This window comes from Arthrobacter sp. GW822-FHT05G07, assembly GCF_058799755.1.
This window is the reverse complement of sequence record NZ_JBXALT010000004.1, coordinates 188,119-211,915: the sequence shown is the minus strand read 5'-3', so window position 1 is coordinate 211,915 and position 23,797 is coordinate 188,119. Positions and strand designations below refer to the sequence as shown.

Below are 23,797 nucleotides of genomic sequence, written 5' to 3'. Positions count from 1 at the left end.
GGATCTTCGATCCAAAGCCACCCGGCTCCGGTAGGCCCGAAGCCACTCCCGGGCCCCCTCATCCGCTACGGCTTCGAGGCAGTCTCGCCGTACGCTTTGTTTGTTTTAGAAAGGAAACGCTCTTGGCCAGCCAGGACTGGGTTGAAAAGGATTTTTACGCGATCCTTGGTATTGCCAAGGACGCGTCCGACGCGGATATTAAGAAGGCTTACCGCAAGCTAGCCCGGCAGTACCATCCGGATACTAATGCCGGGGATGCTGCTGCGGAGAAGAAGTTCAAGGACATTTCCGAGGCTTACTCGGTGCTGTCGAATCCTGAGGACCGGCAGCAGTATGACGCCATCCGCGCTATGGGTGGTGCCCGGTTTGCTCCGGGTGCCGGGGCCGGGCGGGGTGGCGCCGGGGCCAATGGTGGGTTTGAGGACCTCTTTGGTGGTCTGTTTGGGGGCGGGCCGGGTGCTCGTCAACCTGCAGGCGGCGGCATTCCTCCGGAGTTCGCTGACCTGTTTGGAGGTGGCTTCGGTGGCGCCGGCCAGACCGGTTTCCAGCGTGCCCCGCAGAAGGGCGCGGACAGGACGGCAACCACCTCCATCTCGTTTGCCGGCTCCATCAAAGGCACCACGGTGAGCCTGCGTGAGAGCAACGGCAACGTGATCGACGTCAAGATTCCCGCCGGCATCAAGGACGGGCAGAAAGTCCGTCAGCGCGGCAAGGGCAACGCTGGCCCGGCCGGCAACGGTGACCTCATCATCACGGTGAGCGTGAAGCCCCACGACTTTTTCCACCGCGACGGCGACAACATCCGCATCCACGTCCCCGTCACGTTCGCGGAAGCGGCGCTTGGCGCCACCATCGAGGTCCCAACACTCGAGGGCGACACCGTCAAGGTGCGCGTCCCTGCCGGGACACCGTCGGGCAGGACACTCCGGGTCAAGGGCCGAGGCGTAAAAACGTCCAAGGCGACCGGCGACCTGCTGGTGACCATCGACGTCGCGGTCCCTCAGAACTTGAACAAGGAAGCGGAGGAAGCCGTGAAGGCGTTCGCTGCCGCCACCACGGACGCGAACCCGCGTCACGACCTGGCCGCGAAGGCCCGGTTGTAAGGAGACGGTCATGGCAATCGACGTCAACCAGCCGATCTTTGTCATCTCCGTCGCTGCGGAGCTAGCCGACATGCATCCGCAGACGTTGCGCCAGTACGACCGCTTGGGCATCGTCTCGCCCAGCCGTGCGCCCGGCAAGTCCCGCCGCTATTCGCAGAACGACGTCAACAAACTGCGGGAGGTCCAGCGCCTCTCGCAGTCCGGCGTCTCTCTTGAAGGCATCAAACGAATCCTCGATCTCGAAAATCAGGTTGCTGCGCTGCAGTATCGGGTAGCTGAGCTGACGGAGGAGTTGTCGCGTCGGCGCTCACCCGTGGACGCGCGCATTTTCGCGGCCGGAGCGGCGGGCGACGTCGTTAGCTTGGCCCGCGGTCAGCGCCCCCGGGCGCGGTCGCAGGCAGTTGTGGTGTGGAGGCCGCGGCAGGGAGACTAGCTTGGGCTAAGCGCGGCTGGGCGCAACATTGTCGAGCAGCAGACAGGGCCGCATGCCATTGTGGCAGGCGGCCCCGTTGCTTCAGCTCCGCATGCTGGCCGGGAGTTCCGGGGTGGCCGCCTGTGTGTTGCTGAGTGACTGCAGGCGCGTCGCAACCACGCTCATTTCAGCAATGTTGGTTCGCGGCGGGAGGCTGATCGCGCAGTGCACCGCTTCTGCAATGTCGTCCGGGTGGATGGCCCAGTCCCTGACCTCTCGGGGCGGCGGGCTGGGGCGCAGGTCCAGGATGGGAGTGTCCACGATGCCTGGCAGGATGCTGCAGACGCGAATGCCGTTGCCGTGCTCGTCGCGCGATGCGCCCCGGGCCAGACCCAGCAACGCGGATTTGGAAGCGCCGTAGGCTGCCCCGCTGTGGTCCGGCCAGCTTGCAGCGATGCTGGAGATGATCACTACGTCGCCTTGCCGTTCCCGCAACTGATCGAGCGTCGCTGACAGCAAGGTGAAGACGCCGTAGACATTGGTCTTCATGATGCGGTCGAAACTCTCGTCGTCGAGCTCGGCCATTCGCCTGCGTGGGACGTTGGTCCCCGCAGCGCAGACCAGAATGTCAATGGGATCCGTTTCCGCGAGGTGCGCCGCCAGAGCCCGCGCTCCCGCAGTGTCGGCAACGTCCAGAGCGTGGGTTACCAGCTGGCCAGTGACCAGATGCTCGGGGCTTACCGCGTTCAAAGCTTCCTGCCTCCGCGCGACGCCATGTACTTTGGCGCCGGCGGCGAGGAGCCTGCGGACCACGCTGGCCCCGATGCCGCTGCTGGCGCCGGTGACAAGAGCTACTCTGCCCTCAAGATTCCTGTCCATCGTTCCTCCTCTGCCGGGACTACCGGCAATGTTCCGTTCAGGGTGGCGCGGCTTTCTCGTGTTGATTCCGCCCAAGAACCAAATTATCACTTGACAGACACTTTGTCCGCATGATGGTGTTGGGTGCAGAACGTGGGCCTTCCGGCGCACAACCAGGCCACCTTGCGAAACTTGCTATATGGCGTAGCTTCGCACTGGCCCTGGTCACAACCGAGTCAAGCCACAGAGTGTGGCTTCCCAACACGGGAGCATTCAATGACGATTGTTGAGCAGAACACAGCCCAACCGAAAAGCAGCCCGGAACGGTTGCGCCTACAACGCAAATCCCTGCTCGCCACGGGCGTAGGAAACTTGCTGGAATGGTTTGACTGGACCATCTATACCGTCGCCTCGGTCTACATCGCCGGCAGCCTCTTCAACTCCAGCAACCCTATGTCTGCGCTGCTGAGCACGCTGGCCGTGTTCGCCGTCGGTTTCCTGATGCGTCCCATTGGCGGGCTGGTGTTCGGTCCTCTGGCTGACAAACTCGGGCGACGCACTGTCCTGCTGACCACGATGTTCCTCATGGCGGGTGCGAGCCTGGGGATCGCCCTCATTCCCTCGTACGCGGCAATCGGCAGTTGGGCATCTCTCCTCCTTCTGCTGGCCCGATTGATTCAGGGCTTTGCGCACGGCGGTGAGTCGACGACGTCTTACGCGTACATCGCTGAAATCGCCCCGGCCAAGCGCCGCGGTCTGTGGTCAAGCACGGTCTTCATCGCAGTGGGGTCAGGATCCCTCCTGGCGACGCTTTTCATGGCGGTACTGACCGGCTTGATCAGCAAGTCGGAAATGATGGAATGGGGGTGGCGAATTCCCTTCGCAGCCGGTGCGCTGCTGGCTGTGGCTGCACTGTGGTTGCGCCGCGGCATGATGGAAAGTGAGCATGTGGCCGTTGCCCAGGCTGGCAGCGCTGCGCCCCCGTGGAGCAAGAAGCAGGTATTTGCCGCAGGCGTGAAGTTGTTCCTCTACGAGGCTGGATCTACGCTCACGTACTACACGTGGGTCACCTCGGCAGCTATCTATGCAATCGGCGTCAGGGGCATGGATCCGGGCCAGGCGTTCGTGATGAGCGTGATAGCACAGGTGGTCTATATCGCTTTCCTCCCGGTCTCCGGCTGGATCTCCGATCACTGGGGAAGGAAGATCACAACCCTTATCTCCCTGGTGGGTATCGCAGCCACGGTATTCCCGCTCTGGGGCTTGATGACCAGCGAGCCATGGACGTTGCTTGTTGCCCAGACAGCAGGACTGTTGCTGGTCGCCTTTATTACAGGTTCCAAGCCGGCAGCGATTTCAGAACAGATTCCCACCCGCTACCGCACCAGGATCTTTGGCGTTTCCATCTCCCTCGGCGTGGCTGTCTGTGGCGGTACGGCGTCCTACCTCAGCACTTGGCTTTACTCGATTGGCAGTGGCTGGATCTTCAACCTCTATGTCATCGCAGTTGCGGCGGTATCCAGTGTTGTGGTCCTGAAGTGGAAGAACAACACCGGCGTTCCCCTGGATCAAATCTAGTACTGCCCACATCACACAGTTCCCGGCGGCGCCACTGGCACGCCGGGAACTGCCGTATCCGGAAGGAATCATCATGATTACCACCCTCCCCGCGACCGCAGCCGCGGCTGTCCGCTCTTCGATGGATAAGCGGAGCATCGAGATCAGAATGCAGGAAACCCCGCGGCTTCGAGCCGGCGAAGTGCTCGTAGCAACGGAATACTGTGGCTTGTGCGGGTCCGATCTCCACATCTGGAACGGCGACGATGGGTACGGCTGGGTTCCGTGCGGTACCGTTCTGGGCCACGAGATTGTGGGGACGATCGTCCAGAGCGAGGACCCCGGCGGCCTGAAGCCAGGGACTCGCGTGGTGGCCATCGCCCAGTCCGGCTGCGGGGACTGCGCCGCTTGTACGGCTGACTACGCGAACGGCTGCCCGGATAAGGTCACTTTGGGCCTGACGCGCGACGGGGGCGCCGCACGTTTCGTTCGCATCCCCGCATCCCAGTTGCTGGCCGTACCCGACGCTGTGCCCGCCCGGACGGCGGTGCTGACAGAACCTCTCTCGGTTGCCGCAAGGGCGGTTGCAAGCCGTGGGCGCGTGACAGCCGAGGACACCGTAGTTGTCAGTGGTCCCGGCACCATCGGGATCCTGTCCGCAGTGGTCTGCCAGTATCTCGGTGCCCGTGTGGTGCTCAAGGGGATGACCCAAGACGTGGCAGCACGGGCCGGTCTCGCCGAACAGCTGGGGCTGGACCTGGTGGATACCCTTCCCCCCGGTTTCAAGCCAAACGTGTGGATCGAAGCTGCCGGAGCCTCCGCGGCCTTGGCCGATGCTGTCCGTGGGCTTCCTGTCCAAGGGCGGTTGGTGGTGGTGGCACTGTATGGAGCGCCGCCGGTGTTGGCAGCCAACGATGCCGTGCGGAAGGAACTGGACATCATCACCAGCTACAGCTCGCACCGCCCGGACTACGGGCTGGCACTGGACATCCTCCAGACATATCCCGGGTTGGGGGAGCTGCTGGTTGAGACGGTGCCGCTCAGCAACATAGCCGTTGCCTTCGACAAGGTGGGCCGGGGCGCTGCGCCGAAGATCGCCGTCGAACCCTGATGCCTCGTGAACGCAGCAAAAGGGCGGCCGGAGTGTTCCGGCCGCCCTTCCTGGGTGTGTGGCTGCTAACTGAACGTGCCGTCGATGGTGAGTCCGCCGTCGATCTTAATGACCTCGCCGTGGATGAACGACGCGTCCGGGGAGAGCAGGAAAGCGATCACGTTCGCGATTTCTTCCGGCTCGGCAAGCCTCCCGAGGGGAGTCCGTCCCAAGAGAACCTCTTGGTTCAATGTGCCGTTGCGCAAGCCGCTACGCACCATCTCCGTATTTACGTAACCGGGAGCGACTGCATTGACGCGTATCTTATGGACGCCCCATTCAACGGCCAAGGTCCTGGTCAGTCCCAGCATCCCGGTCTTGGCGGTGGCATAGGCAGATCTCCCCGGCAAGCCAAAGGTGGACCCTACTGACGCGATGTTCACAATAGAGCCACGGCTCGATTTGAGGAGTGGAAAAGCCGCCTTTGCCGTGAGCATTGAACCCGTCAGATGAATGTCCAGCAGACGCCGCCATTGTGCGATGTCCAGCTCCTCGGCAGGCTGGCGAAGGATGTTTCCGGCGCAGTTCACCAGACCGTCCAGCCGGTCCGTTTCGCCCGCGACGGCACCCAGGAGGGCTTGGACGCTGATCTCGTCAGCCACGTCGACGCCGAACCCAAGGTGGGGGGAGGCCGCGGGAGAAAAGGAATTGAGTTCTTCTGCCAGGTCCTTGGCCGGCCCCTCGTTGAGATCGGCCACGAGGACCCGCCAGCCGCGGTTTGCCAGGGTATGTGCCACCTTGGCGCCGATTCCTTGTGCCCCGCCAGTGATCAGGGCCGTCTGTTGTGCGTTCATGAGATGCTCCCTTGTTAGGTTTTGTGCCTCAGAGCTTGCTGAGGCGGAAGGTTGGATCAGGCTCTTGGAAGGTGGCGTCCGGCGCTCCTTCGAGGCTGCCCAAGGCTGTGGTGGAACGCCCGACGGCGAGCGCGCCCCAGGCGGCGGAACGCGCCAGCGCTTCGGTGAAGGCTGATCTACGATGATGTGCTCCGGTGGGCCCTCCGGGTTCGAGTGAGGTTTCGCTGAGGAATCCGGCAAGTGCTGCGTCGCCAGCACCTGTGGTATTGACCACGGGGGTCTGTGGCGCCCGGGCCCACAGGACGCCATCCGGGCCTAGCCCGATGAGTCCATCTCCGCCCATGCTGGCCAGCACGGTGCTGATGCCCGCGTCGCCGGACCGTGTTGCTTGGACTCTGTGGGTGGGGCTGCTCATGGGATCAGCGCCCTCGCCTAGTCGTCGGCCAGCGCGTGCCGGACCTGGCCGGCTACGCGGGCGGGCGAGAGCCCGTATTTGTCCAACAGGTAGCTGTTGGGAGCGGACTCGGACCATGCGTCCGCAAGTCCCAGCCGAGTGACCGTTTTGCCCAGCGTGGTGCTGGTAACCAGCTCACTTACCAGCCCGCCCAGTCCTCCAATAATGCTGTGTTCTTCGATAGTGAAGATTGGTGCAGGGCCTGAGAGGGCAGATAGCAGAGCAGCTTCATCCACGGGTTTGAGGCAGGGAACGTGAACCACCCGGGCTTCGATTCCTTCTTCGGCGAGCAGAGCTGCAGCATCCATGACACGCGAACTCTGGACACCTGTGGAAACCAGAAGTGCGTCATTGCCCTCGCGTAATACATGTACTGTTCCCGGCGTGAATGCATGGCCCGGACTGAAAATGTCGGAAACGGCGTCCCGTGCCAACCGCAGGTAGACGGGACCGTCGTGGTCTGCCGCCCATCGGATAGCTGCTTCGGCTTCTATTGCGTCGGCCGGGGCGATCACGGTCATGCCCGGCATTGCACGCATGATGGCCAGGTCCTCAATGTCCTGATGGGTCTTCCCGCTGCTGCCGTTGAGGAGGCCGGAATAGGAGGCGGCGATCTTGACGGGTGCTCCGGTCTGGGAGACCAGCATGCGGATGGGGTCCAGAGCGCGGTGGGTTAGGAATACCCCAAAGGTGGATAGCCATGGACGGAAACCCAGAGTGGACAGGCCAAAGGCAACGCCCACCATGTTCTGCTCCGCGATGCCGATTTCGAAGAACCGGTCCGGGAACGCGTCGGCGAACAGGTCAGCTTTGGTGGACGTGGCAAGATCGCCGTCCACCACTGCAACCCGGCTGTCCGTCCTGGCAAGATCTACAAGGGTCTGGCCCCATACGTCGCGTTGCGCCTTCACTTTGCTTCTCCTTCGAAAACCTGGCCGAGTTCAGCGGCTGCGCTGGCCAGTTGTTCCGGTGTGGCAATGCCGTTGTGCCACTTGTAGGTGCCCTCGGTAAAGGACACGCCCTTGCCTTTGATGGTCTTGGCTAGGATGACGGTTGGCTTTCCTGAACCCCGTTGCGCACGGACCCGGTCAAAGGCGTCGTGAATTGCGTCGAAGTCGTGCCCGTCGATGCTGATGACGTTCCAGCCAAAGCACGAGAAGACTCCGTTGAGGTCTACGCCGGACCACGGGTTTGAGCGGTCGAACCGGTCATCGTCTTCGGAGACGGGCCATCCATACTGCTGAAGTCCGTTGAGGTCGATGACCGCCGTGAGATTGTCAAGCTTGAAGCGACGTGCCGTGTGGACTGCCTCCCACACCATTCCCTCTTCGAGTTCGCCGTCGCCCAACATGACCCACGTGTGGAAGTCCGTTCCGAGTTGCTTGGCGGCCATTGCCATGCCGGCTCCGGCCGATAGACCCTGGCCCAGGGAACCGCTGGAGCTGTCCACGCCGGGGGTGAGCTTCATGTCCGGGTGGCCTTGAAGTCGCGATCCGCCCTGATCGAAAGTGGCCAGTTCCTCCACAGGGAAGTAGCCGCGGAGTGCCAGGACCGAATACAGGCCAATGGCGCAATGTCCTTTGGAGAGGATGAAACGGTCTCGGGCGGGGTCCTGCGGATTCCCGGGGTCAACAGAAAGTTCGTTGAAGTACAGGGAAACCAGCAGGTCCATTGCGGACAGCGGGCCGCCGATGTGGCCGGCTTTGGCATCCGCCACGGTCTTGATGACGTGCCAGCGGCCAGCGGCTGCAAGCCTCTGGAGTTCGGCCGTTCCGGTCTTGGTTGCTTGCGTTCTTGACATGACATTGTCCTCATCGATCGTGTCAGCAGGTCTACCGCCCATTATTGCCGTGATACGGACAATTTGTCCAGAAAATGATAATTAATGCAGGGGTTGGGGCAGGCTTCGCACAAGGATCTTCACTGCTCCAGTGCCTGACCGCGCCTCGGCAAAAGCCTCTTCCACCGATTCCAGGGGGTATTCAGAGATCGGAATTCCTGCCAGTGGAAGTTCATGGTGGCTGATCAGCCGTACGGACTCGGCGAAGTCTGCGGACTCGTAGACGCGCACCCCGATGATTTCCTGTTCGGCAAAGGCGAGCTCGCGCAGGTCCACCTCGGCCGATCCGTGGTGCACGGCCACAATCACAATCCGCCCCCGCACTGGCGCCACCTTGGTTAGAAGGGGCGTGACGCTGTGATGCCCTGCGCAATCGAAGACAACGTCGGTGGCGGTCTCGCCATGCTCCTTGGCCACCGGGACGTCACTTGGCCCGAGCGCCCGGAGGCCGAGCGCCTCAACTACTTCCCGGCGTCGTTCGCTTGGCTCCACGACAGCAACGTCAGCCGCACCTGCGTGACGGGCGGCCAGCGCAACCAGGATTCCGATGGGTCCTGCGCCGAAGATCAGCACGCGCTCGCCTGCTGCGAGCCTGGCCCTCCGAATGGCGTGAACTGCTACTGCGAGCGGCTCGGCCAGGGCTGCTTCCTTGGCGGGGACATTTTCGGAGAAGGGAATGACGTTCGCGGCAGGTACGGCGATCAATTCCGCCATGGATCCGGGCGTATCGATGCCAAGCAGCCTCAGGTTTCTGCAGACGTGCCACAGTTCCTTCCGGCAGGCGCCGCAGGTGTCGCAGGGCAGGAGGGGGTTGACGGCCACCGTGGCGCCCTCAGTCAGTCCGCTGTCCCCTGGATTCTCAATGGTGCCGGTAATTTCGTGCCCCATCACCAGTGGAAGAGTAGCTCGGGGGTGGGTGCCGCTCACAATGGGGAAGTCCGAGCCGCAGATGCCGGTGAATGAGACCCGAACAAGAACTTCGCCCGGCCCTGCCTCCGGGCGCCGTAGTCGCTGCGTGCCGAACTGCTCTGGGGCCTTGAGGACGGCTGCCCGGATATCCGGGATGGTTTCAATGGTTGGTGTCGTCATCGACTGCTCCTTCGGGTGCACGGCATGGTTCTTGACCACTTCCCTTCAAGTTATCAACTGGCGGACATAAGTTCCACTGATTGATAAAAATCTGTTGGCGACGCCGTTGTTGCATTGGTCATGGGCCTTACGTATCGTGAGTCATGATGTGTGTCCGCTAGGTGAGAGGTTCCAATGACGGAAGCAACGGATCCCAGCGGTGGAATGAACCTCGTGACCAAATCTGCGGCAGTCCTTCGCGCGATCGCTGAGGCAGGCGAGCTGACTGTGAGCGAACTCGCTGAGCGCACAGCTGAACCCGCAAGCTCCCTCTACAGGCTGCTCTCGACGCTCCAGGCGATCGGCTGGGTGGAGGATGGGTCGCGCCGCGGCAAGACCCGGCTCGGCCTCGATTTTGTTCGGCTCGGAGCAAAGCTGGAAGCCCAGCTGGACCTGAGGGACCTGGCGCGGCCAGAGCTTGAGAGGTTGCACGCTGCCACTGGCCAGACATCGTTCCTGTGCATCAGGCGCGGCCTCCGGGCCGTGTGCATTGACCGAATCGATGGCCTGGATGTCCAGATCCACAACCTTAGATTGGGCGAGTCCATGCCCTTGGGCCAGGGGGCCGCGCCCAGGGCTATCCTCGCCTTCGAAATCCCCGAGGTGGTCCAACGCTATTTGAGGGACCTGCCTGAGGATGAACTGTTCGGCCCGGTGGCCCATAACGCAGAGGAACTTCGCCGACTCCTAGCGGAAACGGCGTCCGCCGGCGTTGCAGTGGCGCACAGCGATTGGGGTCAGGGGATTGGCGGCGTTGGTGCGCCAATCTTCAACCATACTGGTGCCGTTGTAGGAGCGCTGTCCATCAGTGGCCAAACCCACAGGGTGTTCCACAGCGACTACGACCCCGTCGCGATGGTCCAATCTGCTGCCGCAACCGTAAGCCGGGCGCTTGGTGCGATTCAGTTGCCGGAGGCTCATCTGCCGGCCGTAGAAAGCGGGGCCGTCTAGTGGCAGCGAAACCCATCAAGGTGATGGCCAACAGTGCTGACCTCCTCAACGCGCTGGCCGACAACGGACCCATGAGCGTGGTGGACATCGCCGAGGCAATTTCCATGCCGCGCCCCAGCGTGTACCGGTTGCTTGACGCGCTCGAACACGTGGAACTGATCGGAATCCGGGAAGATGGCAGGGCTCAACTCGGTACGCAGATCCTTCACCTAGCAAGTGCTTCCCTTCAAGGGATTCCGGAGGTCTCCGCAGCCCGTCCCGCCATGGCCCGCCTCAACGAGCTCACGGGCCAGACCGTCTATCTCTGCGCCGTAAGGAACCAACTCGTGACCTGCCTCGATTGGGTCAAAGGGACCAAAGTGACGCTGCTGCTCCTCAACCCCGGCGGCACCCTCCCGCCGCACGCAGGTGCAACGTCGCGGGCCATCATGGCATGGGATGACCAACTCAGGCACAGCGTCACAGCGTCGGCTCCGCTGCAGGCGATCACGCCGAACACCCTCACCACAGCAGAGCAGGTTGAGGCTGACGCAAAAATCATCCGGGAACGCGGTTTCAGTGTGTCTGACCAGGACGTCACCGTCGGTGTCGCCGCACTGGGAGTGCCGCTGTTCGATTCCCATGGCGTATTACGCGGGGCACTGTCAGTTGCCGGACTTCGTGATGACGTCCTTCCTCGGCAGGACGAATTTATTGCGTTGCTGCAGGAAGCGGCGAAGGAAACAGCGGCCAAACTCTAGGATCGATCCCAGCTGACCACCACGCGGGCAGCCCCCGCTTCCGTCCGCTCCACGTTGACTACGATCTGCGATTCTTTCGCGCCCATGTCCCGGATCTGCTGCTTGTAATCCTCGACGTGCTCCAGCAATGACTCTTCAGTCCATTCGCCGGGACGCATTCTCGTTGAGATCTCGACCGGCTCTTCCGGGACCAGAATTTCGGCAGGTTGCCGCTGAGGGGTCTTGTCCGGTTCGGGCTCTGCCGGTGGCACCAGCATGCGGAAACCGAAAATTCCACCGGCTATGCCAGCGACGAGACCCGCGGCAATTAGCCAGATGGCCCGTCCGGGTCCGCGTCGTTTGGAACCGGGGCCGGGGAGGTTTGCTGCTTTGGTGGAGCTTCGTCGTGCCATGGGGAATTCAACTTTCCAGTCGGCGTTCGGTAGTCCGTGCATTAGTGGGCCGTAACCCGCCACTCCATCGTAAGCATGCTGAGGACCCTTGGTAAGGCGCGATCCCGATGGTTCCGTCCCCCGAGTAATCAACGACGCCGCCATAGCCGCTCACTGCACGGTTGTCCGGCATTTCCTGCCTGTGGCTAGAACTGCCTAACGGGAAGATAATGAAGGCATAGCACGGCAAGCAGAGCTCGTGCTGATGTTCTGAGCATCGACGCAAGGTTGGCGGCCCTGCTTGTGTGGTGAGGAACTCCGATGTCGTTGTCGGAAGAAGAACGCAGGAGCTTGGAAGAGCTGGAGCGGGATCTCGCTTCAACGGATCCCGATCTCGCCTATGAGCTGAAGTCAGGCCGCCCACGAGGCGCGCTGGCGCGTGCTGTTCTGGGCACTCTTGCCGTCTTGGCGGGTTTCGTGATGGTTATCGCCGGGATCATTAGCCAGCTGGTCATTTTGGGCGTGCTGGGGTTCCTGTTGGCCAGCGGCGGCGCTTACTGGCTCTTTGCCGGGAAGTCGCTACGGAGACGGATACAACGGCACGACGACGACCCTGCACCGTAGCGGGTCCGGCACCTTTGGTGGCGTGACTAGGGAACCGGGGGCACCGGCGGCTGGACCGGGGTCTCCGGCTGCTTGGCTGGCTCAGGTTCGCCCGGGGGCATCATCATGCGCCAAGCAAAGACTGCGCCCGCCCCCACCAGGGCCGCAACGATGGCGGTAAACCATACGGCACGGCCGGAGCTGCGTTGAGTTGTCTTCCGGCTGAGCGCTTGGGTTGCCTTCTTCACTGCTCTGGTTGCGGTGCGTTTAGCTTCCTTGGCAGCCTTCTTGTTACCGGTCAAAGTGAGCATGACGCCATGCACCACGGACGGCACATCGGCATGGTTGATCCGGGCCAATGCCCACCTCACCACCGCATCCGTCTGGGACGACGTGCCCTCAGCTGCATGCGTTACCCACTCCCGTGCCAGATCCTGGGCGGCGGGGATGATGGTTTGCGCTTTGTACATGCCGAACCTCTCACGTAGTTAGATGGCTTGGTGCCAGCCTACGCCGGAGCCGCTGCGACCAACAGGTGCCCCCGGCGTGCGCTCCTTCCCGGGTACTCCTGCCTGAGCCCCGGCGCGGCCTAGCCATCACGCGGCCGCTCCGGGACCACATTGGCCGGGAGGTGGGGTAACTGGGAAGGAACGTCGAGTATCAGTTCCGGATTACTGCTGCCAACTCCACCGGGTTTTCAAGCCCGGCCCACGTGCCGTTCAGGGTCAGCTCGCTGTGCAGTTCCGGGGCAGCGGCCGAGTTGGCGGAAGCGTCCGCTGCCACGTCCACTACCCGCGCCACCTTCAAGCGAAGCTCGCCGGCATCAATGATGGTCACGCCGCTGCCGGATACCGGCGCCGAGGCACTCAAGGCGGGAACGCCGCCGTCGAGCTTTCCGCTGCCCTTCACCGTGACCGTGCTGGGCCGGGGCTCAGGCTCGCCGTCCACAAACTGTTCCGCCTCCTGCTGGCCGGTGAGGATTGCGGTGGCGAGAGCCTTGACGTAAATGGGGTCGGCGCAGGCGTCGTACACCCACCTCTTGCCGAGGACGGAGTGGTCCATGGTTCCGAGCAGCCACTCCTCAGCGCCGGCCAGTTCGTAGCCGCGGTAGCTAAGGGGAACCTGGTAGACGCGCTCGCCAGCGGTGACAACGTGAGTCTCGAGTCCCACCTCGCCAGCGGGATCGTCAAAGCGGTAGGCGCCGATGAGCTCCGGGGAGCCATCCTGGATGAACCAAGGCTGCTTTGGGAGGTAGTCAGCGATGAGTTCGAGCTTGGAAGGGGACAGGGTTGCCTTGTGAATGATCGCCATGGTCCCAGCCTAGGGCAGGGCCACGGTGTAGCGTCCTGCCCACGGTTGTGGCAGCTACGCGCCCGGCTTGGTTGTTAGTGAACCCCGGGCGGCGCCCACCATTCCCTCGACGGCGCGGGCAAGGTGCGTGCCGCGATCGTTGACACCATCCCAGCGGACCAAGGCTTGGGCGTTCAGGCCATCCACCATGCCGAGAATCTGCCAGGCGACGGCCGCGGCATCCGAAACGTTGAACGCTCCGGTCGCGTTCCCGTCCTCGACCACTCCCTGGAAGACCTTCTGCCAAGCATCCATTTGCTCGCGGACCGAGGCGGCCAGGGTTTCGTTGCGGCGTCCCAAGGTCCAGGCCTCCACCCAGATTGCCGTGACGTCCAGCCTGCTGTTGTCCAATAGGGTGTCCACCAAGAGGGCGAGTCGTTCCGACGGTCCCGGTTGCAGGCTCAGCAAGCCTGCGACTTCCTGTGTTTCCGCAGCCACGATGGTGGCGAAAGTGCTGGACACGAGCGCGTCCATGTTGGGTTGGTAGTGCGCCACCAGGCCTGAAGCGACTCCTACCCGGGCGGCAACATTGCGCAGCGTCAGGGCTGTAAGCCCGGCCTCGAGTGCGATCTCGCGGGCGGCCTCTGTGATTTCTGCGGCGCGCTCTGCCGGTGACTTCCGGACTGCGCGCTTCTGTGGAGTGCTTGACATCAAGGACCAGTCTAGATTACCTTTTCAGCATTGTTGATCGTGTGATCAACAAAAGATTTGCACTGAAGACGAAGGAGTCACCCATGGCTTGGAGAATGCCGGCCGAAACCGCACCGCATGAGCGCACCTGGATGGCGTTCCCCCGCACCGGCCTGACCCTTGGCCACGACGCCGCCTCCGCCGAAGAGGCCTACTCGGCCTGGACCGCCGTCGCCCATGCAGTGGCCGAATTCGAGCCGGTCAGCATGGTGGTGGACCCCAGCGAGCGCGAACGCGCCGCCCGCATGCTGGGCAGCGGCATCGAACAGATCGAGGCACCGTTGGACGAGTTCTGGATGCGCGACGTCGGACCCACCTTCGTCCTCGACGACGAACGTCCCGGCGTGCTTGGCGCCGTGGACTGGATCTTCAACGGCTGGGGTGCTCCGGCGTGGTCCGAGTGGCAGAAGAGCGCCGGAATGGCCCGCTTCGTCGCCGGGAAGGCGGGCGCCGAGCTGGTCAGCTCGCTGCTGGTCAACGAAGGTGGCGCCATCCACGTGGACGGCGAAGGAACCGTGCTGGTCACCGAAACCGTGCAGCTGGATCCGGGCCGGAATCCCTATGCCGACAAAGCGGCAGTCGAAGCCGAACTAGCCCGCACCATCGGAGCCACCAAGGTCATTTGGGTACCCCGCGGACTGACCCGCGACTACGAGGACCTGGGCACGCGCGGCCACATCGACATGGTGGCCACCCTGCCCACCCCCGGCCGTATCCTGCTGCATTCCCAGACCAACCCGGAGCACCCGGACTACGAGGTCAGCCGCACGCTCCAGGCATTCCTGGAAGCCCAGACGGACGCAGCGGACAAGCCGTTCGAGATTGTGCCGCTGCCTGCGCCGGAAACTTTGCGCGACGAAGACGGCTTTGTGGACTGGAGCTACGTCAACCACCTGGTGGTCAATGGTGGCGTCATCGCCTGTGGCTACGGTGAAGAACGTGCCGATTCCCTCGCGGCCGAGATCCTGGCCGAAGCCTACCCCGGCCGCCGCGTGGTCACCGTGGACGCCCGGCCGATCCTGGCCCGCGGTGGCGGCATCCACTGCATCACCCAGCAGCAGCCGCGCCTCAGTGGAGCAAAACGCGCTGGAGGTGCAGCGTAATGGCTCGGTTCGACGTCGTAGAAGCGTCCATCGCGCAGTTGCGCGCTGCGCTCGAATCGGGCGAGGTGACCAGCGAGGAACTCACCCAGGCATACCTTGACCGTATCGATGCCTACGATCGCAACGGCATCAAACTCAACGCCATGGTGGTGATGAACCCCGATGCTTTGGCGGACGCCCGGGCCTCAGATGAACGACGGGCGCAGGGCACGGTAAGGGGCCCGTTGGATGGCGTTCCATACACAGCCAAGGACAGCTACTTGGCCAAGGGGCTTACGGCAGCTGCAGGTTCGCCGGCCTTTGAGCACTTGGTAGCGCAGAGCGATGCCTTCACCATTGAACGACTCCGCGACGCCGGAGCGGTGCTGCTCGGCCTGACCAACATGCCGCCGATGGCCAATGGCGGAATGCAGCGCGGTGTGTACGGACGTGCTGAAAGCCCGTACAACGCTGAGTACCTGACGGCAGCCTTCGGTTCCGGCTCCTCCAACGGTTCCGGAACCGCGACGGCGGCCAGCTTCGCGGCCTTCGGCCTGGGTGAGGAGACCTGGTCGAGTGGCCGCGCACCGGCGTCGAACAATGCTCTTTGCGCCTACACGCCCTCGCGCGGTGTCATCTCGGTGCGCGGCAACTGGCCGCTGGTACCCACCATGGACGTCGTAGTCCCGCACACGCGCACCATGGCGGACATGCTGGAACTGCTGGATGTCATTGTTGCCGATGACGCTGAGACGCGCGGTGATTTTTGGCGCGCGCAGCCGTGGGTTCAGCTCCCGAAATCGTCCGAGGTCCGCCCGGAGTCCTACCTGACGCTTGCCGTGGAAGACGCCGACGGCGGGCAGCTGGCATTGCGGGGCAAGCGCTTCGGGGTGCCGCGCATGTATATCAACGCAGACCCGGACGCCGGGACCAGCGAGCAGCCGGGCATCGGTGGCCCCACCGGGCAGCGCATCGAGACGCGGGCTTCCGTGATTGACCTATGGGAAGCCGCCAAGCGGGACCTTGAGTCCGCTGGCGCTGAAGTAGTGCTGGTGGACTTCCCCGTGGTCTCAAATTACGAAGGCGACCGCCCGGGAGCACGCACGATTGCCACTCGCGGCTTGGTCAGCACCGAGTACCTCAAACGTGAAATCGAGGACCTTTCGGCCTGGGCATGGGACGACTTCCTGCGCGCCAACGGTGATCCCGCCCTCAACAGGCTTGCCGATGTGGACGGCGCTGCGATCTTCCCGCACCCGAAGGGCGCCCTGGCAGACCGCTACACCGGATTCGACGACCACATCTCCGCTTATCCCCGGCATGTCCGCGAATACGGCGTATCCCGCTTCACCGAGATCCCCGAGCTGGAAGGCGGAGTGCGCGGCCTGGAGGAGACCCGGCGCATTGACCTCGAGGAGTGGATGGACGGGCTCGGACTGGACGCAGTCCTGTTCCCGGCGGCTGCGGATGTGGGTCCTGCCGACATGGACGTCAACCCTGCCTCCGCAGACCTGGGCTGGCGCAACGGCGTGTGGGTGGCCAACGGCAACCTCGTTCCCAGGCACCTGGGCATCCCCACCGTTACCGTACCGATGGGAACCATGGCGGATATTGGCATGCCCGTGGGCCTCACCTTCGCCGGCCGCGCGTACGATGACACGGCCTTGTTGACGCTGGCTGCCGCCTTCGAAGCAACGGGTTCGCGGCGGACCATGCCACCCCGTACGCCCGCGCTGTAGCTTTGCTTATGCCAGCGTTCCTGCCCGGTTGCTTTCCCGCTGTCACCGTAAGAAGGCTCCGACACCGGCGGGTCGTTGTCGTTTTGTGCCCGACGGGGGAACTAACCGGGGAGGAACGCGGACGCCGATGCGTGGCCGGGCCCCGGCTCTGATTACAATCAAAGGGACGTCGACCACTGAGGGAACCATGAAGAAACTCACCACTGTCCTGATCGCTGCCGGGCTTATTGCCTCGGCATCCGCCTGTTCCGCGCAGCAGCAGCTGACCACCGCGGAAACCTGTGACCGCGTTGGCGTCGCCGCAGCCAGTATTCCGCAGAACCCGAGCCAGACGGCCTCGAACCGCGCAGCCAACGCCATCAGGCCCATCGAACCGGTGGCGTCCACCGAGATGAAGCCTGTAGTTACAGCCATCCTTGAGTACCTGGACGAGCAGGCCAAGGAAGAACCGAACGAAGCAAAGATGGGCGAGCTTACGTCGGCCTTCCAGGAAGCCGGCGCCAAGTTCGGCGAACTGTGCCGCGGCTAATGACGCCCGCGGCCTAGCCGAACTTAAGTGTGAAGGGGACCGGTTGATCAACCGGTCCCCTTTTGCATGCCAACCCTCTCTCACTTCCCAGCCCTTATAGCGGGACGCTCTCTCACTCTTCTGAGAAGAGTGAGAGAGGGATCGGCTCAAGGGCGTGGGATGTGAGAGATGGACGCGGCCCTCGTAGTTGCAGTCGAAGTCCACGTAGATGGAGCCCCAGCCTTTGTCGGCTTTCTCCTGCTTGTAGGTGTCCTCCACGGGCTGCCAGAACACCCATGCGTCGGGCTCGAGTTCGCGCAGGTCATTGACCATGCGGCCTGCGATGCCCAGTCCGTTGGTGATGTTGGAGCGGTCCCAGCCGCTGGTGGAATCGCCGAGCGCCGGGCTGCGATTCAGTGACCGGCTTTCGAAAAGGCCGGGCAAGGCGACACTATGAGCCTCTTGAAGCGGCAACAAGGCACTCGAACACGCTCGGTCGTGGTCAATCAGAAGTGGTCGCAGGTGTAACCCTTTGTGAGGTCCTCCAGTCTGGGTGTATAGATGTATACAAGTACACTTCCTAGCCGAGGCGGCGCTATATGGCGGATCCACAACCACGCAACACAGGGGCACATCTTGTCTACGGCGAACTGAAACGTCAGATTCTTAGCCTTGAGCTCAAACCGGGTGAGCGCATCTACGAGCCCGCCATGGCCACGGCCCTTCAGGTCAGCCGGACGCCCCTTCGTGAGGCTATCCGTCGCCTGATTTCGGAGAGCTTGCTCGAGCAGCAACCCACCGGGGGAGTGATGGTGCCGGCGCTGGATGAGAAGGCGATTTCAGAGCTTTACGATGTCCGCGCTGCCTTGGAATCCCTGATGGCACGGGAAGCGTGCGCCAATGCGAGTGCCGCGGATCTTGAAGAACTTCGGGGGATCGTGGCCCGCAACGCTGCGATGGTTCAGTTCGCTGATGAAGCCATGAAATACGGGGTTGCCCTGCACGCCGCCATCGCCAGGATCGCCGGAAACTCCTGGGCCCAACGCTTTCATGGGCAGATCGGAAGCCACGTTGAACGCTACCGGTACTTCACCAATAATGCCCCCGAACGTCGCGATGAAGCACTCGCCAATCACCGGCTCCTCGTCGAGGCCATTGCATCCAGGGATCCGGAAAAGGCCGCGAAGATTGCCTTCGACCACGTCATCGGCGCGCGTGATGAGACACTGCGAGTCATCTCAGGCACTGGCCTCGTGGTCGAATGATCGGCGAACTCGGACGGCGTTCATCCACCGCACTCCTCATCCACTCGGCGCTCATCCAAGCAGTGACGTTCCTGGTCCGGCCCGCCACCACGTACCGCGCACTTGAACTGGACGTCCCTGGATTCGCGCTGGGCCTTCTCGCCGCGAGCTATGCGGTGTTTCCCTTGTTACTCGCCTTGCCCATCGGCGGGCTGGTGGACCGCCTGGGTGAGCGTCGGCTGATGGCGATCGGGTCCGCCGTCGTTCTGGGCTGTTCTGCGTTCCTGCTGTTCTGGGGAACCTCAGTCCCGGCACTCGTGGCCGGGACAGCGCTTCTGGGAGCGGGTCAGTTGGCCTGCGTGGTGGGGCAACAGGCTGTGGTGGCGAACAATGCGGCGTCGTCGCGGCTGGACTCTGCCTTCGGGTACCTGACCTTCGCCGCATCGCTGGGGCAAGCCTTGGGACCGCTGGCCATTTCCATAGTGGGCGGTGCTTCTGTTCGCCCGAACACGCAGGCAATCTTCCTGCTTGCGACGGCAATGAGCCTGGTGCTGTTCCTGACAACATTTGTTATCTCCGCCAAGGTCAGCCGCAGGAGGCGCACCGCCAAGGGCGGGCCGAAGGGCAGTGCGGTCTCGCTCCTCCGGACGCCGGGTGTGGTCCGCGCGTTGGCAACCAGCGCCACTGTCCTGGCAGTGGTGGACTTGACGGTCGTGTACCTGCCTGCACTCGGCGCGGAACGTGGCCTGACCGCTGCAACCGTAGGCCTCATGCTGACCGTCCGCGCCCTGTTTTCCATGGTTTCCCGGCTGGGACTTGGCAGCATGTCCCGCAAACTGGGCCGGATGAAGCTGCTGATCCTCAGCCTGGCCATCTCCACAGTTGCCCTCGGCGTGGCAGCCATTCCGATGCCGGAGTGGTTGCTGTTCGTCGTGATGGCGTTCCTCGGCCTTGGTCTCGGGATAGGCCAACCACTAACCATGTCCTGGCTCTCGGCGCAAGCACCCGAAGGCCAACGCGGGCGGGCGCTGGCCTTACGGTTGGCCGGAAACAGGGTGGGGCAGGTGGTCCTGCCCAGCGCTATCGGCGTTGTGGCGGTGGGCCTCGGCGCAGCGGGTGTGTTCCTGGCATCCGCGGTTGCTGTGGGCGGAACGATGTTGTTGTTGCGGGGCGTACGGCTGGACGACTAGCCAAGCAAATATTTTCCACTTAGCCGTCATCTTCCGCCCGCCCCCCGCACTGCTAGTTAAGCGGAAAGTGAGGGGGCAGTTCTCAGTGGAGGAAAGCACTGTGGTCAAAATGATGGATCCGGATGCCTTGCCAGTGCGTCGCTACAAGGCGTGGGAGTATTTCCTGCCGGGCGACGAGGTGGTAGTGACAGTATCCGACGAAGGTACCCAGATCGGGGTGGTGGCGGATGTCATGCCTGATGGCAGCGGACTCTGGGTCTACCTCGACGGCATAGGACGTCGATTATTCGACGCTGCGGACGATGTGATTATTACCAGATACAGCAGCCCGGCATGAGTACTCCGAGAAGACTGGGATGTGGAGACTGAAGAGAGAATCTCTGCGCTGGAGCACAGGATCGAATACTTGTTATCCGGCCCCCTTTGACAGCCCCTTACACGGTTTGCGCTGCCTACTCCGCGAACAGCGCCGCCAAATCATCAGCCGTCAACGAGCCACCGGCCAAGGCATCGCCTTCCATCACATCCGCGAACAGCTGTGACTTCTTGGCCTTCAACGCCATGACCTTCTCTTCGATGGTGTCCTTCGCCACCAGTCGGTACACCATCACGTTCCTGGCCTGCCCAATGCGGTGTGTGCGGTCCACGGCCTGGGCTTCGGACGCCGGGTTCCACCACGGATCCAACAGGAACACGTAGTCGGCCTCGGTCAGGTTGAGCCCGAAGCCACCGGCCTTCAGCGAAATCAGGAACACCGGAGCGGCGCCGTTCTTGAACTCGCTCACCACATCACCACGGTTGCGGGTGCTGCCATCGAGGTAGCAGTATTCCACGCCCTCGGCATCCAGCCGTTCGCGGACCTTGCCCAGGAATCCGGTGAACTGGCTGAAAATCAGGGCGCGGTGACCCTCGGAGATGAGGTCCTCCAGCTGTTCGAACAGCACATCCAGTTTGGAGGAGCGAACACCGGACAACGACGAATCCACCAACGACGCATCCAGGCTCAGCTGCCGCAGCAACGTCAACGACTGGAAGATGGTGAACCGGTTCTTGTTCACATCATCAATCAAGCCCAGGATCTTCTGCCGTTCGCGCTGCAGGTGAGTCTGGTAAACCTTTTGGTGCCGCGGGTTCAGCACCACTTCAAGGATCTGCTCCTGCTTGGGCGGCAGATCCTTGATGACTTGCTCTTTGGTGCGGCGCATCATGAGCGGACGCACACGACGCCGGAGCTTGCCCAGTTGCGCCGAGTCGCCGTTCTTTTCAACCGGCTTTTGGTAGTTCTCCGCGAACCGTTTGGGGCTCGGGAACAGGCCCGGTGCCACAATCGACGTCAGCGCCCAGAACTCCATGAGGTTGTTTTCCAGCGGCGTTCCTGTGATGGCCAGTTTGAAACGGGCCGGCAGTTTGCGCGCGCACTGGTACGCCTTGGACTGGTGGTTCTTCACGAACTGCGCTTCGTCCAGCATCAGCCCGGCCCACTGGAAGGACGCGTAGGCATCGTAATCAATGCGGAACAGCGCGTAGGAGGTAATGACGACGTCGGCGCCCGCCAACGCTTCGGCCGGTGCCATACCGCTCTTGGCAAAGGTCTCGCCAACAGTCCGGACCACGAGCCCGGGAGCAAAGCGCTGCGCTTCAGCCGCCCAGTTGCTCACTACACTCGTGGGTGCGACCACCAGGAAAGGAGCCCGCGGAACCACCTCGGAAGCATCACCTTGAGCGGCGGCAGCAGTCTCCGCAGCCAGGTCCTTCGCCGCACATATCAGCGCAATCGCCTGCACGGTCTTACCCAGGCCCATGTCGTCAGCCAGCACGCCACCGAGGCTGTGCTTGTACAGGAAGCTGAGCCAGTTGAATCCCTCGAGCTGATACGGACGTAGCTCAGCGTTAAGGCCAGCCGGGAGCGGAAGCCCGGTCACGCCGTCGTCGAGCAGTCCACCAACGGCCTCACGCCAGGCTGCGGCCTGCTCATCCACAATGCCGAGTTGGGCCAGTTCGTCCCAGAGCCCGGCCTGGAAACGGCTGATCTGCAGGGTGCCGTCCTTGTTGTCCGGGTTGTCCTGCAGGGAGCGGGCTTCGTCGATCAACGCGCGGAGCTGGTGAAGTTCGGGGAGGTCCAGCGAGAAGTAGGCGCCGCTGGGCAGCAGCATGCGGCTCATTCCGGCGGCGAGCGCAGAGAACACAGCAGCGAAGGAGACGGGTTCGCCTTCCAGCGTGATCACGATGCCGAGGTCGAACCAGTCGCCGCTTGCCGTTTCCTTCGTGGAAATGGACACCACAGGCGCTTCAGCGGCCTCACGGTAGTCGGCGATGTCGCCGGACGTTTCAACCACGACGTCGGGTAGGTCCTTGAGCGCTGGCAGCACCTCTTCGGTGAACGCCAGCGTGTCCAGGCCACTGAGCTCAGCGGAGGCCGCGATGCGGGGTGCACCCCAGCCACCCGTCGCCGATTCGGCCAGTGCGGGGACCACGTCCCACGGACGTCCGAGTGACTCGAGGATCCGTGCTTCTTCAAGGTCATCGCGGTAGCCGCGGTCGTCCGGGTGGCGCCACAATGGCTGCGCGGTGACCAGGGTGCCGGATTTGTAGTGCCATTCCCAGTGCAGCCGGACCTTGTGATCGTTGCCGTAGTTGGCCAGCAGGGACAGTGTGGGGACAGCCAGCGTGGGCAGCTCCACCGATTCATCCGCGGCCTGAACGGGCGTTGACTGCCGTAGCTTCGGGTAGAACGAGGTCAGGAACCGGCTCTCATCCTCGGCCGGGATCTGAAGTGTGTCGCCCTCCATGACGAATTCCAGCAGCTCATCGCTGATGCCACCCTCAATGGGCGCAAGGGTGATGAGATTCTTCTGCTGCGGCACTCCAGGCAGGGTTTCCCCGGAATGGGTGAAGAAGATTCCGTTGGCCGGTTTGCCCAGGAAGCCCACGGATCCGGGGTCCACGGGCTCCCCGCCCAGTGTCACCGACGGCGCAAGCTGCAGGCCGCCGTCGGGCGCTTCCTGCTTTTGGGTGTCCTGGGCAGCGTCCAGCCGCGCCAAGCTGAGTCCGACGACGGCGGCCTGGGACTCAACGTGGACAGGCTCGCTACCAGCGGAGTGAATGAGCGGGATACCCGCTTTGGTGGCGTCGGCCAGAAGGGTCCAGAGGTTTTTGGCGGCGAAGTCGTTCAGGCTCAACCACATGGCACCGGACGGTTGCTGCCGGCCGTTGCTGGAACCGTGCGCGGCCAGGAAAGTCTGAAGCCATTCGACGTGGACCTCGTTGAATTCACGCCGGAAACTGACATAGCTGAGGTTGTTCCACGAGACGTCGCCGCGGATCCACTTGCCCTTGGCACCCATCATCACCGGGCGGGCTTTGAGCTGGCGGACACTGCGCATGGGGTCACGACGGCCTGTGTAGGAGAAGTGGGCCGCAGGCTCTTCCACCTCGAACTGAAGCGCGAGCGGGATGCCCGCAGCGCTCGGAGCTGTGCCGGGCTTCGTGATCAGCCTGTTGAGGGCTTGTTCCCAGGCAGGACGTGCCGACCCGCCCTGTTGGCCCGAACCCACCCTGGAGGTCTGAATTCCGGGCGCTTGGGAGAGGAGCTGGGCTCGGATGGTGGGGTGGTCTTCGGCAGTGAAGAGCAATGCGGCCACATGCTTGCAGTCCTTACGGACCGGGCAGTTGCAGATACCCACCGTGCAGCTCCAGCCGCTGGGCTTACGGACCAGTTTTGCCGACGTCGAATACGGTTGCGGACCGGTGCCGCGGACCTTGCCCATGAGGAGGCCAGTTGCCGCGTCGAAAGAGATCCCGTTCACGCGGCTGCCCATGGCATAAGCCAGTCCGGCCGCGAGCGAGCGGTCCGTGATGGCAGGAGTCTGAATGGCCAGTTCCCAGTTTTCGTCTGTGTGGGACGGCATGCGTCGGGCTACTTTCGGCAGGAGGATATCTGTTCAATCTTAGTCAGCAGAAAACGGCTCCCAAACTTCGCCCTCCGTTAACCTCTTCCTCGATTGCCGCGCCGCTCCCGCGCGTACGTTGAAAG

At 63.0% G+C, this 23,797-nt stretch carries 25 protein-coding genes; 14 read left to right on the top strand and 11 right to left on the bottom strand.

Annotation, left to right across the window (positions count from 1 at the left end):
* Positions 1-122: 122 nt before the first annotated feature.
* Both AC1RJY_RS08320 and AC1RJY_RS08315 read left to right on the top strand, forming a co-directional pair.
* The gene (locus AC1RJY_RS08320; RefSeq protein WP_014922864.1) at positions 123-1,103 is read left to right on the top strand and encodes a DnaJ C-terminal domain-containing protein; all 981 of its coding nucleotides are present in this window, start codon (positions 123-125) and stop codon (positions 1,101-1,103) included.
* A gap of 10 nt (positions 1,104-1,113) precedes the next feature.
* Entirely contained in the window at positions 1,114-1,536 is a 423-nt protein-coding gene (locus AC1RJY_RS08315) for a heat shock protein transcriptional repressor HspR (RefSeq protein WP_011776208.1), read from the top strand.
* 81 nt (positions 1,537-1,617) lie between these two features.
* Here AC1RJY_RS08315 and AC1RJY_RS08310 read toward each other — a convergent pair whose 3' ends face one another.
* Positions 1,618-2,394 carry an SDR family oxidoreductase gene (locus tag AC1RJY_RS08310; protein WP_011776207.1) on the bottom strand — a complete coding sequence of 259 codons (777 nt, stop codon included), beginning with the start codon at positions 2,392-2,394 and terminating at the stop codon, positions 1,618-1,620.
* Between the two features lie 255 nt (positions 2,395-2,649).
* Between AC1RJY_RS08310 and AC1RJY_RS08305 the strand changes: the two genes are divergently transcribed.
* Both AC1RJY_RS08305 and AC1RJY_RS08300 read left to right on the top strand, forming a co-directional pair.
* The gene (locus AC1RJY_RS08305) at positions 2,650-3,951 is read left to right on the top strand and encodes an MFS transporter (RefSeq protein ID WP_011776206.1); all 1,302 of its coding nucleotides are present in this window, start codon (positions 2,650-2,652) and stop codon (positions 3,949-3,951) included.
* 73 nt (positions 3,952-4,024) lie between these two features.
* Positions 4,025-5,041, top strand: a complete 1,017-nt coding sequence (locus tag AC1RJY_RS08300) for an alcohol dehydrogenase catalytic domain-containing protein (RefSeq protein ID WP_014922862.1) — start codon at positions 4,025-4,027, stop codon at positions 5,039-5,041.
* Positions 5,042-5,106: 65 nt separating this feature from the next.
* Here the strand turns inward: AC1RJY_RS08300 and AC1RJY_RS08295 are convergent, their stop codons facing one another.
* From AC1RJY_RS08295 to AC1RJY_RS08275, 5 genes are all read right to left on the bottom strand, one after another.
* Positions 5,107-5,874 carry an SDR family NAD(P)-dependent oxidoreductase gene (locus AC1RJY_RS08295; protein ID WP_011776204.1) on the bottom strand — a complete coding sequence of 256 codons (768 nt, stop codon included), beginning with the start codon at positions 5,872-5,874 and terminating at the stop codon, positions 5,107-5,109.
* A gap of 28 nt (positions 5,875-5,902) precedes the next feature.
* Positions 5,903-6,289, bottom strand: coding sequence for a PfkB family carbohydrate kinase (locus tag AC1RJY_RS08290; RefSeq protein ID WP_210065786.1), 387 nt, complete (start codon positions 6,287-6,289; stop codon positions 5,903-5,905).
* A 17-nt stretch (positions 6,290-6,306) separates the two neighbouring features.
* Positions 6,307-7,239, bottom strand: a complete 933-nt coding sequence (locus AC1RJY_RS08285; RefSeq protein ID WP_011776202.1) for a transketolase family protein — start codon at positions 7,237-7,239, stop codon at positions 6,307-6,309.
* Positions 7,236-8,129 carry a transketolase gene (locus AC1RJY_RS08280; RefSeq protein ID WP_498602096.1) on the bottom strand — a complete coding sequence of 298 codons (894 nt, stop codon included), beginning with the start codon at positions 8,127-8,129 and terminating at the stop codon, positions 7,236-7,238. The genes AC1RJY_RS08285 and AC1RJY_RS08280 overlap by 4 nt, the downstream gene beginning before the upstream one ends.
* Before the next feature lie 81 nt (positions 8,130-8,210).
* Complete coding sequence (locus AC1RJY_RS08275; protein ID WP_011776200.1) at positions 8,211-9,257, bottom strand: zinc-dependent alcohol dehydrogenase; 1,047 nt, start codon at positions 9,255-9,257, stop codon at positions 8,211-8,213.
* A 174-nt stretch (positions 9,258-9,431) separates the two neighbouring features.
* Between AC1RJY_RS08275 and AC1RJY_RS08270 the strand changes: the two genes are divergently transcribed.
* Together AC1RJY_RS08270 and AC1RJY_RS08265 are read left to right on the top strand one after the other, a co-directional pair.
* Entirely contained in the window at positions 9,432-10,247 is an 816-nt protein-coding gene (locus AC1RJY_RS08270) for an IclR family transcriptional regulator (protein ID WP_011776199.1), read from the top strand.
* The gene (locus AC1RJY_RS08265) at positions 10,247-10,987 is read left to right on the top strand and encodes an IclR family transcriptional regulator (protein ID WP_014922858.1); all 741 of its coding nucleotides are present in this window, start codon (positions 10,247-10,249) and stop codon (positions 10,985-10,987) included. The genes AC1RJY_RS08270 and AC1RJY_RS08265 overlap by 1 nt, the downstream gene beginning before the upstream one ends.
* Here AC1RJY_RS08265 and AC1RJY_RS08260 read toward each other — a convergent pair.
* Positions 10,984-11,379 carry a hypothetical protein gene (locus tag AC1RJY_RS08260; RefSeq protein ID WP_498602095.1) on the bottom strand — a complete coding sequence of 132 codons (396 nt, stop codon included), beginning with the start codon at positions 11,377-11,379 and terminating at the stop codon, positions 10,984-10,986. The genes AC1RJY_RS08265 and AC1RJY_RS08260 overlap by 4 nt on opposite strands.
* A 300-nt stretch (positions 11,380-11,679) precedes the next feature.
* Between AC1RJY_RS08260 and AC1RJY_RS08255 the strand changes: the two genes are divergently transcribed.
* Positions 11,680-11,982: a DUF3040 domain-containing protein gene (locus AC1RJY_RS08255; protein WP_011776196.1), complete on the top strand. Its 303-nt coding sequence runs from the start codon at positions 11,680-11,682 to the stop codon at positions 11,980-11,982.
* Between the two features lie 26 nt (positions 11,983-12,008).
* On the opposite strand, the gene AC1RJY_RS08250 is transcribed toward AC1RJY_RS08255, so the two are convergent.
* The 3 genes from AC1RJY_RS08250 to AC1RJY_RS08240 all read right to left on the bottom strand — a co-directional run bounded on the left by AC1RJY_RS08250 (position 12,009) and on the right by AC1RJY_RS08240 (position 13,962).
* Complete coding sequence (locus AC1RJY_RS08250; RefSeq protein WP_014922856.1) at positions 12,009-12,431, bottom strand: hypothetical protein; 423 nt, start codon at positions 12,429-12,431, stop codon at positions 12,009-12,011.
* Between the two features lie 190 nt (positions 12,432-12,621).
* A complete protein-coding gene (locus tag AC1RJY_RS08245) occupies positions 12,622-13,272 on the bottom strand; it encodes a CG0192-related protein (protein WP_498602094.1) in 651 nt (216 codons plus the stop codon).
* Positions 13,273-13,326: 54 nt separating this feature from the next.
* Entirely contained in the window at positions 13,327-13,962 is a 636-nt protein-coding gene (locus AC1RJY_RS08240; protein ID WP_014922854.1) for a TetR/AcrR family transcriptional regulator, read from the bottom strand.
* An 83-nt stretch (positions 13,963-14,045) separates the two neighbouring features.
* On the opposite strand from AC1RJY_RS08240, the gene AC1RJY_RS08235 reads away from it, so the two are divergent.
* The 7 genes from AC1RJY_RS08235 (at position 14,046) to AC1RJY_RS08205 (ending at position 20,101) form a co-directional block, all read left to right on the top strand.
* Positions 14,046-15,104 carry an agmatine deiminase family protein gene (locus AC1RJY_RS08235; protein WP_498602093.1) on the top strand — a complete coding sequence of 353 codons (1,059 nt, stop codon included), beginning with the start codon at positions 14,046-14,048 and terminating at the stop codon, positions 15,102-15,104.
* Entirely contained in the window at positions 15,104-16,822 is a 1,719-nt protein-coding gene (locus tag AC1RJY_RS08230) for an amidase (RefSeq protein ID WP_498602092.1), read from the top strand. Before AC1RJY_RS08235 ends, AC1RJY_RS08230 begins: the two co-directional genes overlap by 1 nt.
* 187 nt (positions 16,823-17,009) lie before the next feature.
* Positions 17,010-17,351, top strand: coding sequence for a hypothetical protein (locus AC1RJY_RS08225; RefSeq protein ID WP_014922851.1), 342 nt, complete (start codon positions 17,010-17,012; stop codon positions 17,349-17,351).
* Positions 17,352-17,519: 168 nt separating this feature from the next.
* Positions 17,520-17,750 carry a hypothetical protein gene (locus AC1RJY_RS08220; RefSeq protein ID WP_498602091.1) on the top strand — a complete coding sequence of 77 codons (231 nt, stop codon included), beginning with the start codon at positions 17,520-17,522 and terminating at the stop codon, positions 17,748-17,750.
* Between the two features lie 179 nt (positions 17,751-17,929).
* A complete protein-coding gene (locus tag AC1RJY_RS08215) occupies positions 17,930-18,595 on the top strand; it encodes a GntR family transcriptional regulator (RefSeq protein WP_498602090.1) in 666 nt (221 codons plus the stop codon).
* Positions 18,592-19,764, top strand: a complete 1,173-nt coding sequence (locus AC1RJY_RS08210; protein WP_498602089.1) for an MFS transporter — start codon at positions 18,592-18,594, stop codon at positions 19,762-19,764. Before AC1RJY_RS08215 ends, AC1RJY_RS08210 begins: the two co-directional genes overlap by 4 nt.
* An 85-nt stretch (positions 19,765-19,849) precedes the next feature.
* Complete coding sequence (locus tag AC1RJY_RS08205; protein WP_210065811.1) at positions 19,850-20,101, top strand: hypothetical protein; 252 nt, start codon at positions 19,850-19,852, stop codon at positions 20,099-20,101.
* A gap of 115 nt (positions 20,102-20,216) precedes the next feature.
* Here the strand turns inward: AC1RJY_RS08205 and AC1RJY_RS08200 are convergent, their stop codons facing one another.
* Positions 20,217-23,672: a DEAD/DEAH box helicase gene (locus AC1RJY_RS08200; protein ID WP_498602088.1), complete on the bottom strand. Its 3,456-nt coding sequence runs from the start codon at positions 23,670-23,672 to the stop codon at positions 20,217-20,219.
* Between the last annotated feature and the right edge of the window lie 125 nt (positions 23,673-23,797).

What these genes read in the sequence shown, in the direction of transcription:
- AC1RJY_RS08315 (WP_011776208.1), top strand. Translation starts at nt 1,114, where the DNA reads ATGGCAATCGACGTCAACCAGCCGATCTTTGTCATCTCCGTCGCTGCG.
- AC1RJY_RS08310 (WP_011776207.1), bottom strand. Translation starts at nt 2,394, where the DNA reads ATGGACAGGAATCTTGAGGGCAGAGTAGCTCTTGTCACCGGCGCCAGC.
- AC1RJY_RS08305 (WP_011776206.1), top strand. Translation starts at nt 2,650, where the DNA reads ATGACGATTGTTGAGCAGAACACAGCCCAACCGAAAAGCAGCCCGGAA.
- AC1RJY_RS08300 (WP_014922862.1), top strand. Translation starts at nt 4,025, where the DNA reads ATGATTACCACCCTCCCCGCGACCGCAGCCGCGGCTGTCCGCTCTTCG.
- AC1RJY_RS08295 (WP_011776204.1), bottom strand. Translation starts at nt 5,874, where the DNA reads ATGAACGCACAACAGACGGCCCTGATCACTGGCGGGGCACAAGGAATC.
- AC1RJY_RS08290 (WP_210065786.1), bottom strand. Translation starts at nt 6,289, where the DNA reads ATGAGCAGCCCCACCCACAGAGTCCAAGCAACACGGTCCGGCGACGCG.
- AC1RJY_RS08280 (WP_498602096.1), bottom strand. Translation starts at nt 8,129, where the DNA reads ATGTCAAGAACGCAAGCAACCAAGACCGGAACGGCCGAACTCCAGAGG.
- AC1RJY_RS08275 (WP_011776200.1), bottom strand. Translation starts at nt 9,257, where the DNA reads ATGACGACACCAACCATTGAAACCATCCCGGATATCCGGGCAGCCGTC.
- AC1RJY_RS08270 (WP_011776199.1), top strand. Translation starts at nt 9,432, where the DNA reads ATGACGGAAGCAACGGATCCCAGCGGTGGAATGAACCTCGTGACCAAA.
- AC1RJY_RS08260 (WP_498602095.1), bottom strand. Translation starts at nt 11,379, where the DNA reads ATGGCACGACGAAGCTCCACCAAAGCAGCAAACCTCCCCGGCCCCGGT.
- AC1RJY_RS08255 (WP_011776196.1), top strand. Translation starts at nt 11,680, where the DNA reads ATGTCGTTGTCGGAAGAAGAACGCAGGAGCTTGGAAGAGCTGGAGCGG.
- AC1RJY_RS08250 (WP_014922856.1), bottom strand. Translation starts at nt 12,431, where the DNA reads ATGTACAAAGCGCAAACCATCATCCCCGCCGCCCAGGATCTGGCACGG.
- AC1RJY_RS08245 (WP_498602094.1), bottom strand. Translation starts at nt 13,272, where the DNA reads ATGGCGATCATTCACAAGGCAACCCTGTCCCCTTCCAAGCTCGAACTC.
- AC1RJY_RS08240 (WP_014922854.1), bottom strand. Translation starts at nt 13,962, where the DNA reads ATGTCAAGCACTCCACAGAAGCGCGCAGTCCGGAAGTCACCGGCAGAG.
- AC1RJY_RS08235 (WP_498602093.1), top strand. Translation starts at nt 14,046, where the DNA reads ATGGCTTGGAGAATGCCGGCCGAAACCGCACCGCATGAGCGCACCTGG.
- AC1RJY_RS08230 (WP_498602092.1), top strand. Translation starts at nt 15,104, where the DNA reads ATGGCTCGGTTCGACGTCGTAGAAGCGTCCATCGCGCAGTTGCGCGCT.
- AC1RJY_RS08225 (WP_014922851.1), top strand. Translation starts at nt 17,010, where the DNA reads ATGAAGAAACTCACCACTGTCCTGATCGCTGCCGGGCTTATTGCCTCG.
- AC1RJY_RS08220 (WP_498602091.1), top strand. Translation starts at nt 17,520, where the DNA reads ATGGACGCGGCCCTCGTAGTTGCAGTCGAAGTCCACGTAGATGGAGCC.
- AC1RJY_RS08215 (WP_498602090.1), top strand. Translation starts at nt 17,930, where the DNA reads ATGGCGGATCCACAACCACGCAACACAGGGGCACATCTTGTCTACGGC.
- AC1RJY_RS08210 (WP_498602089.1), top strand. Translation starts at nt 18,592, where the DNA reads ATGATCGGCGAACTCGGACGGCGTTCATCCACCGCACTCCTCATCCAC.
- AC1RJY_RS08200 (WP_498602088.1), bottom strand. Translation starts at nt 23,672, where the DNA reads ATGCCGTCCCACACAGACGAAAACTGGGAACTGGCCATTCAGACTCCT.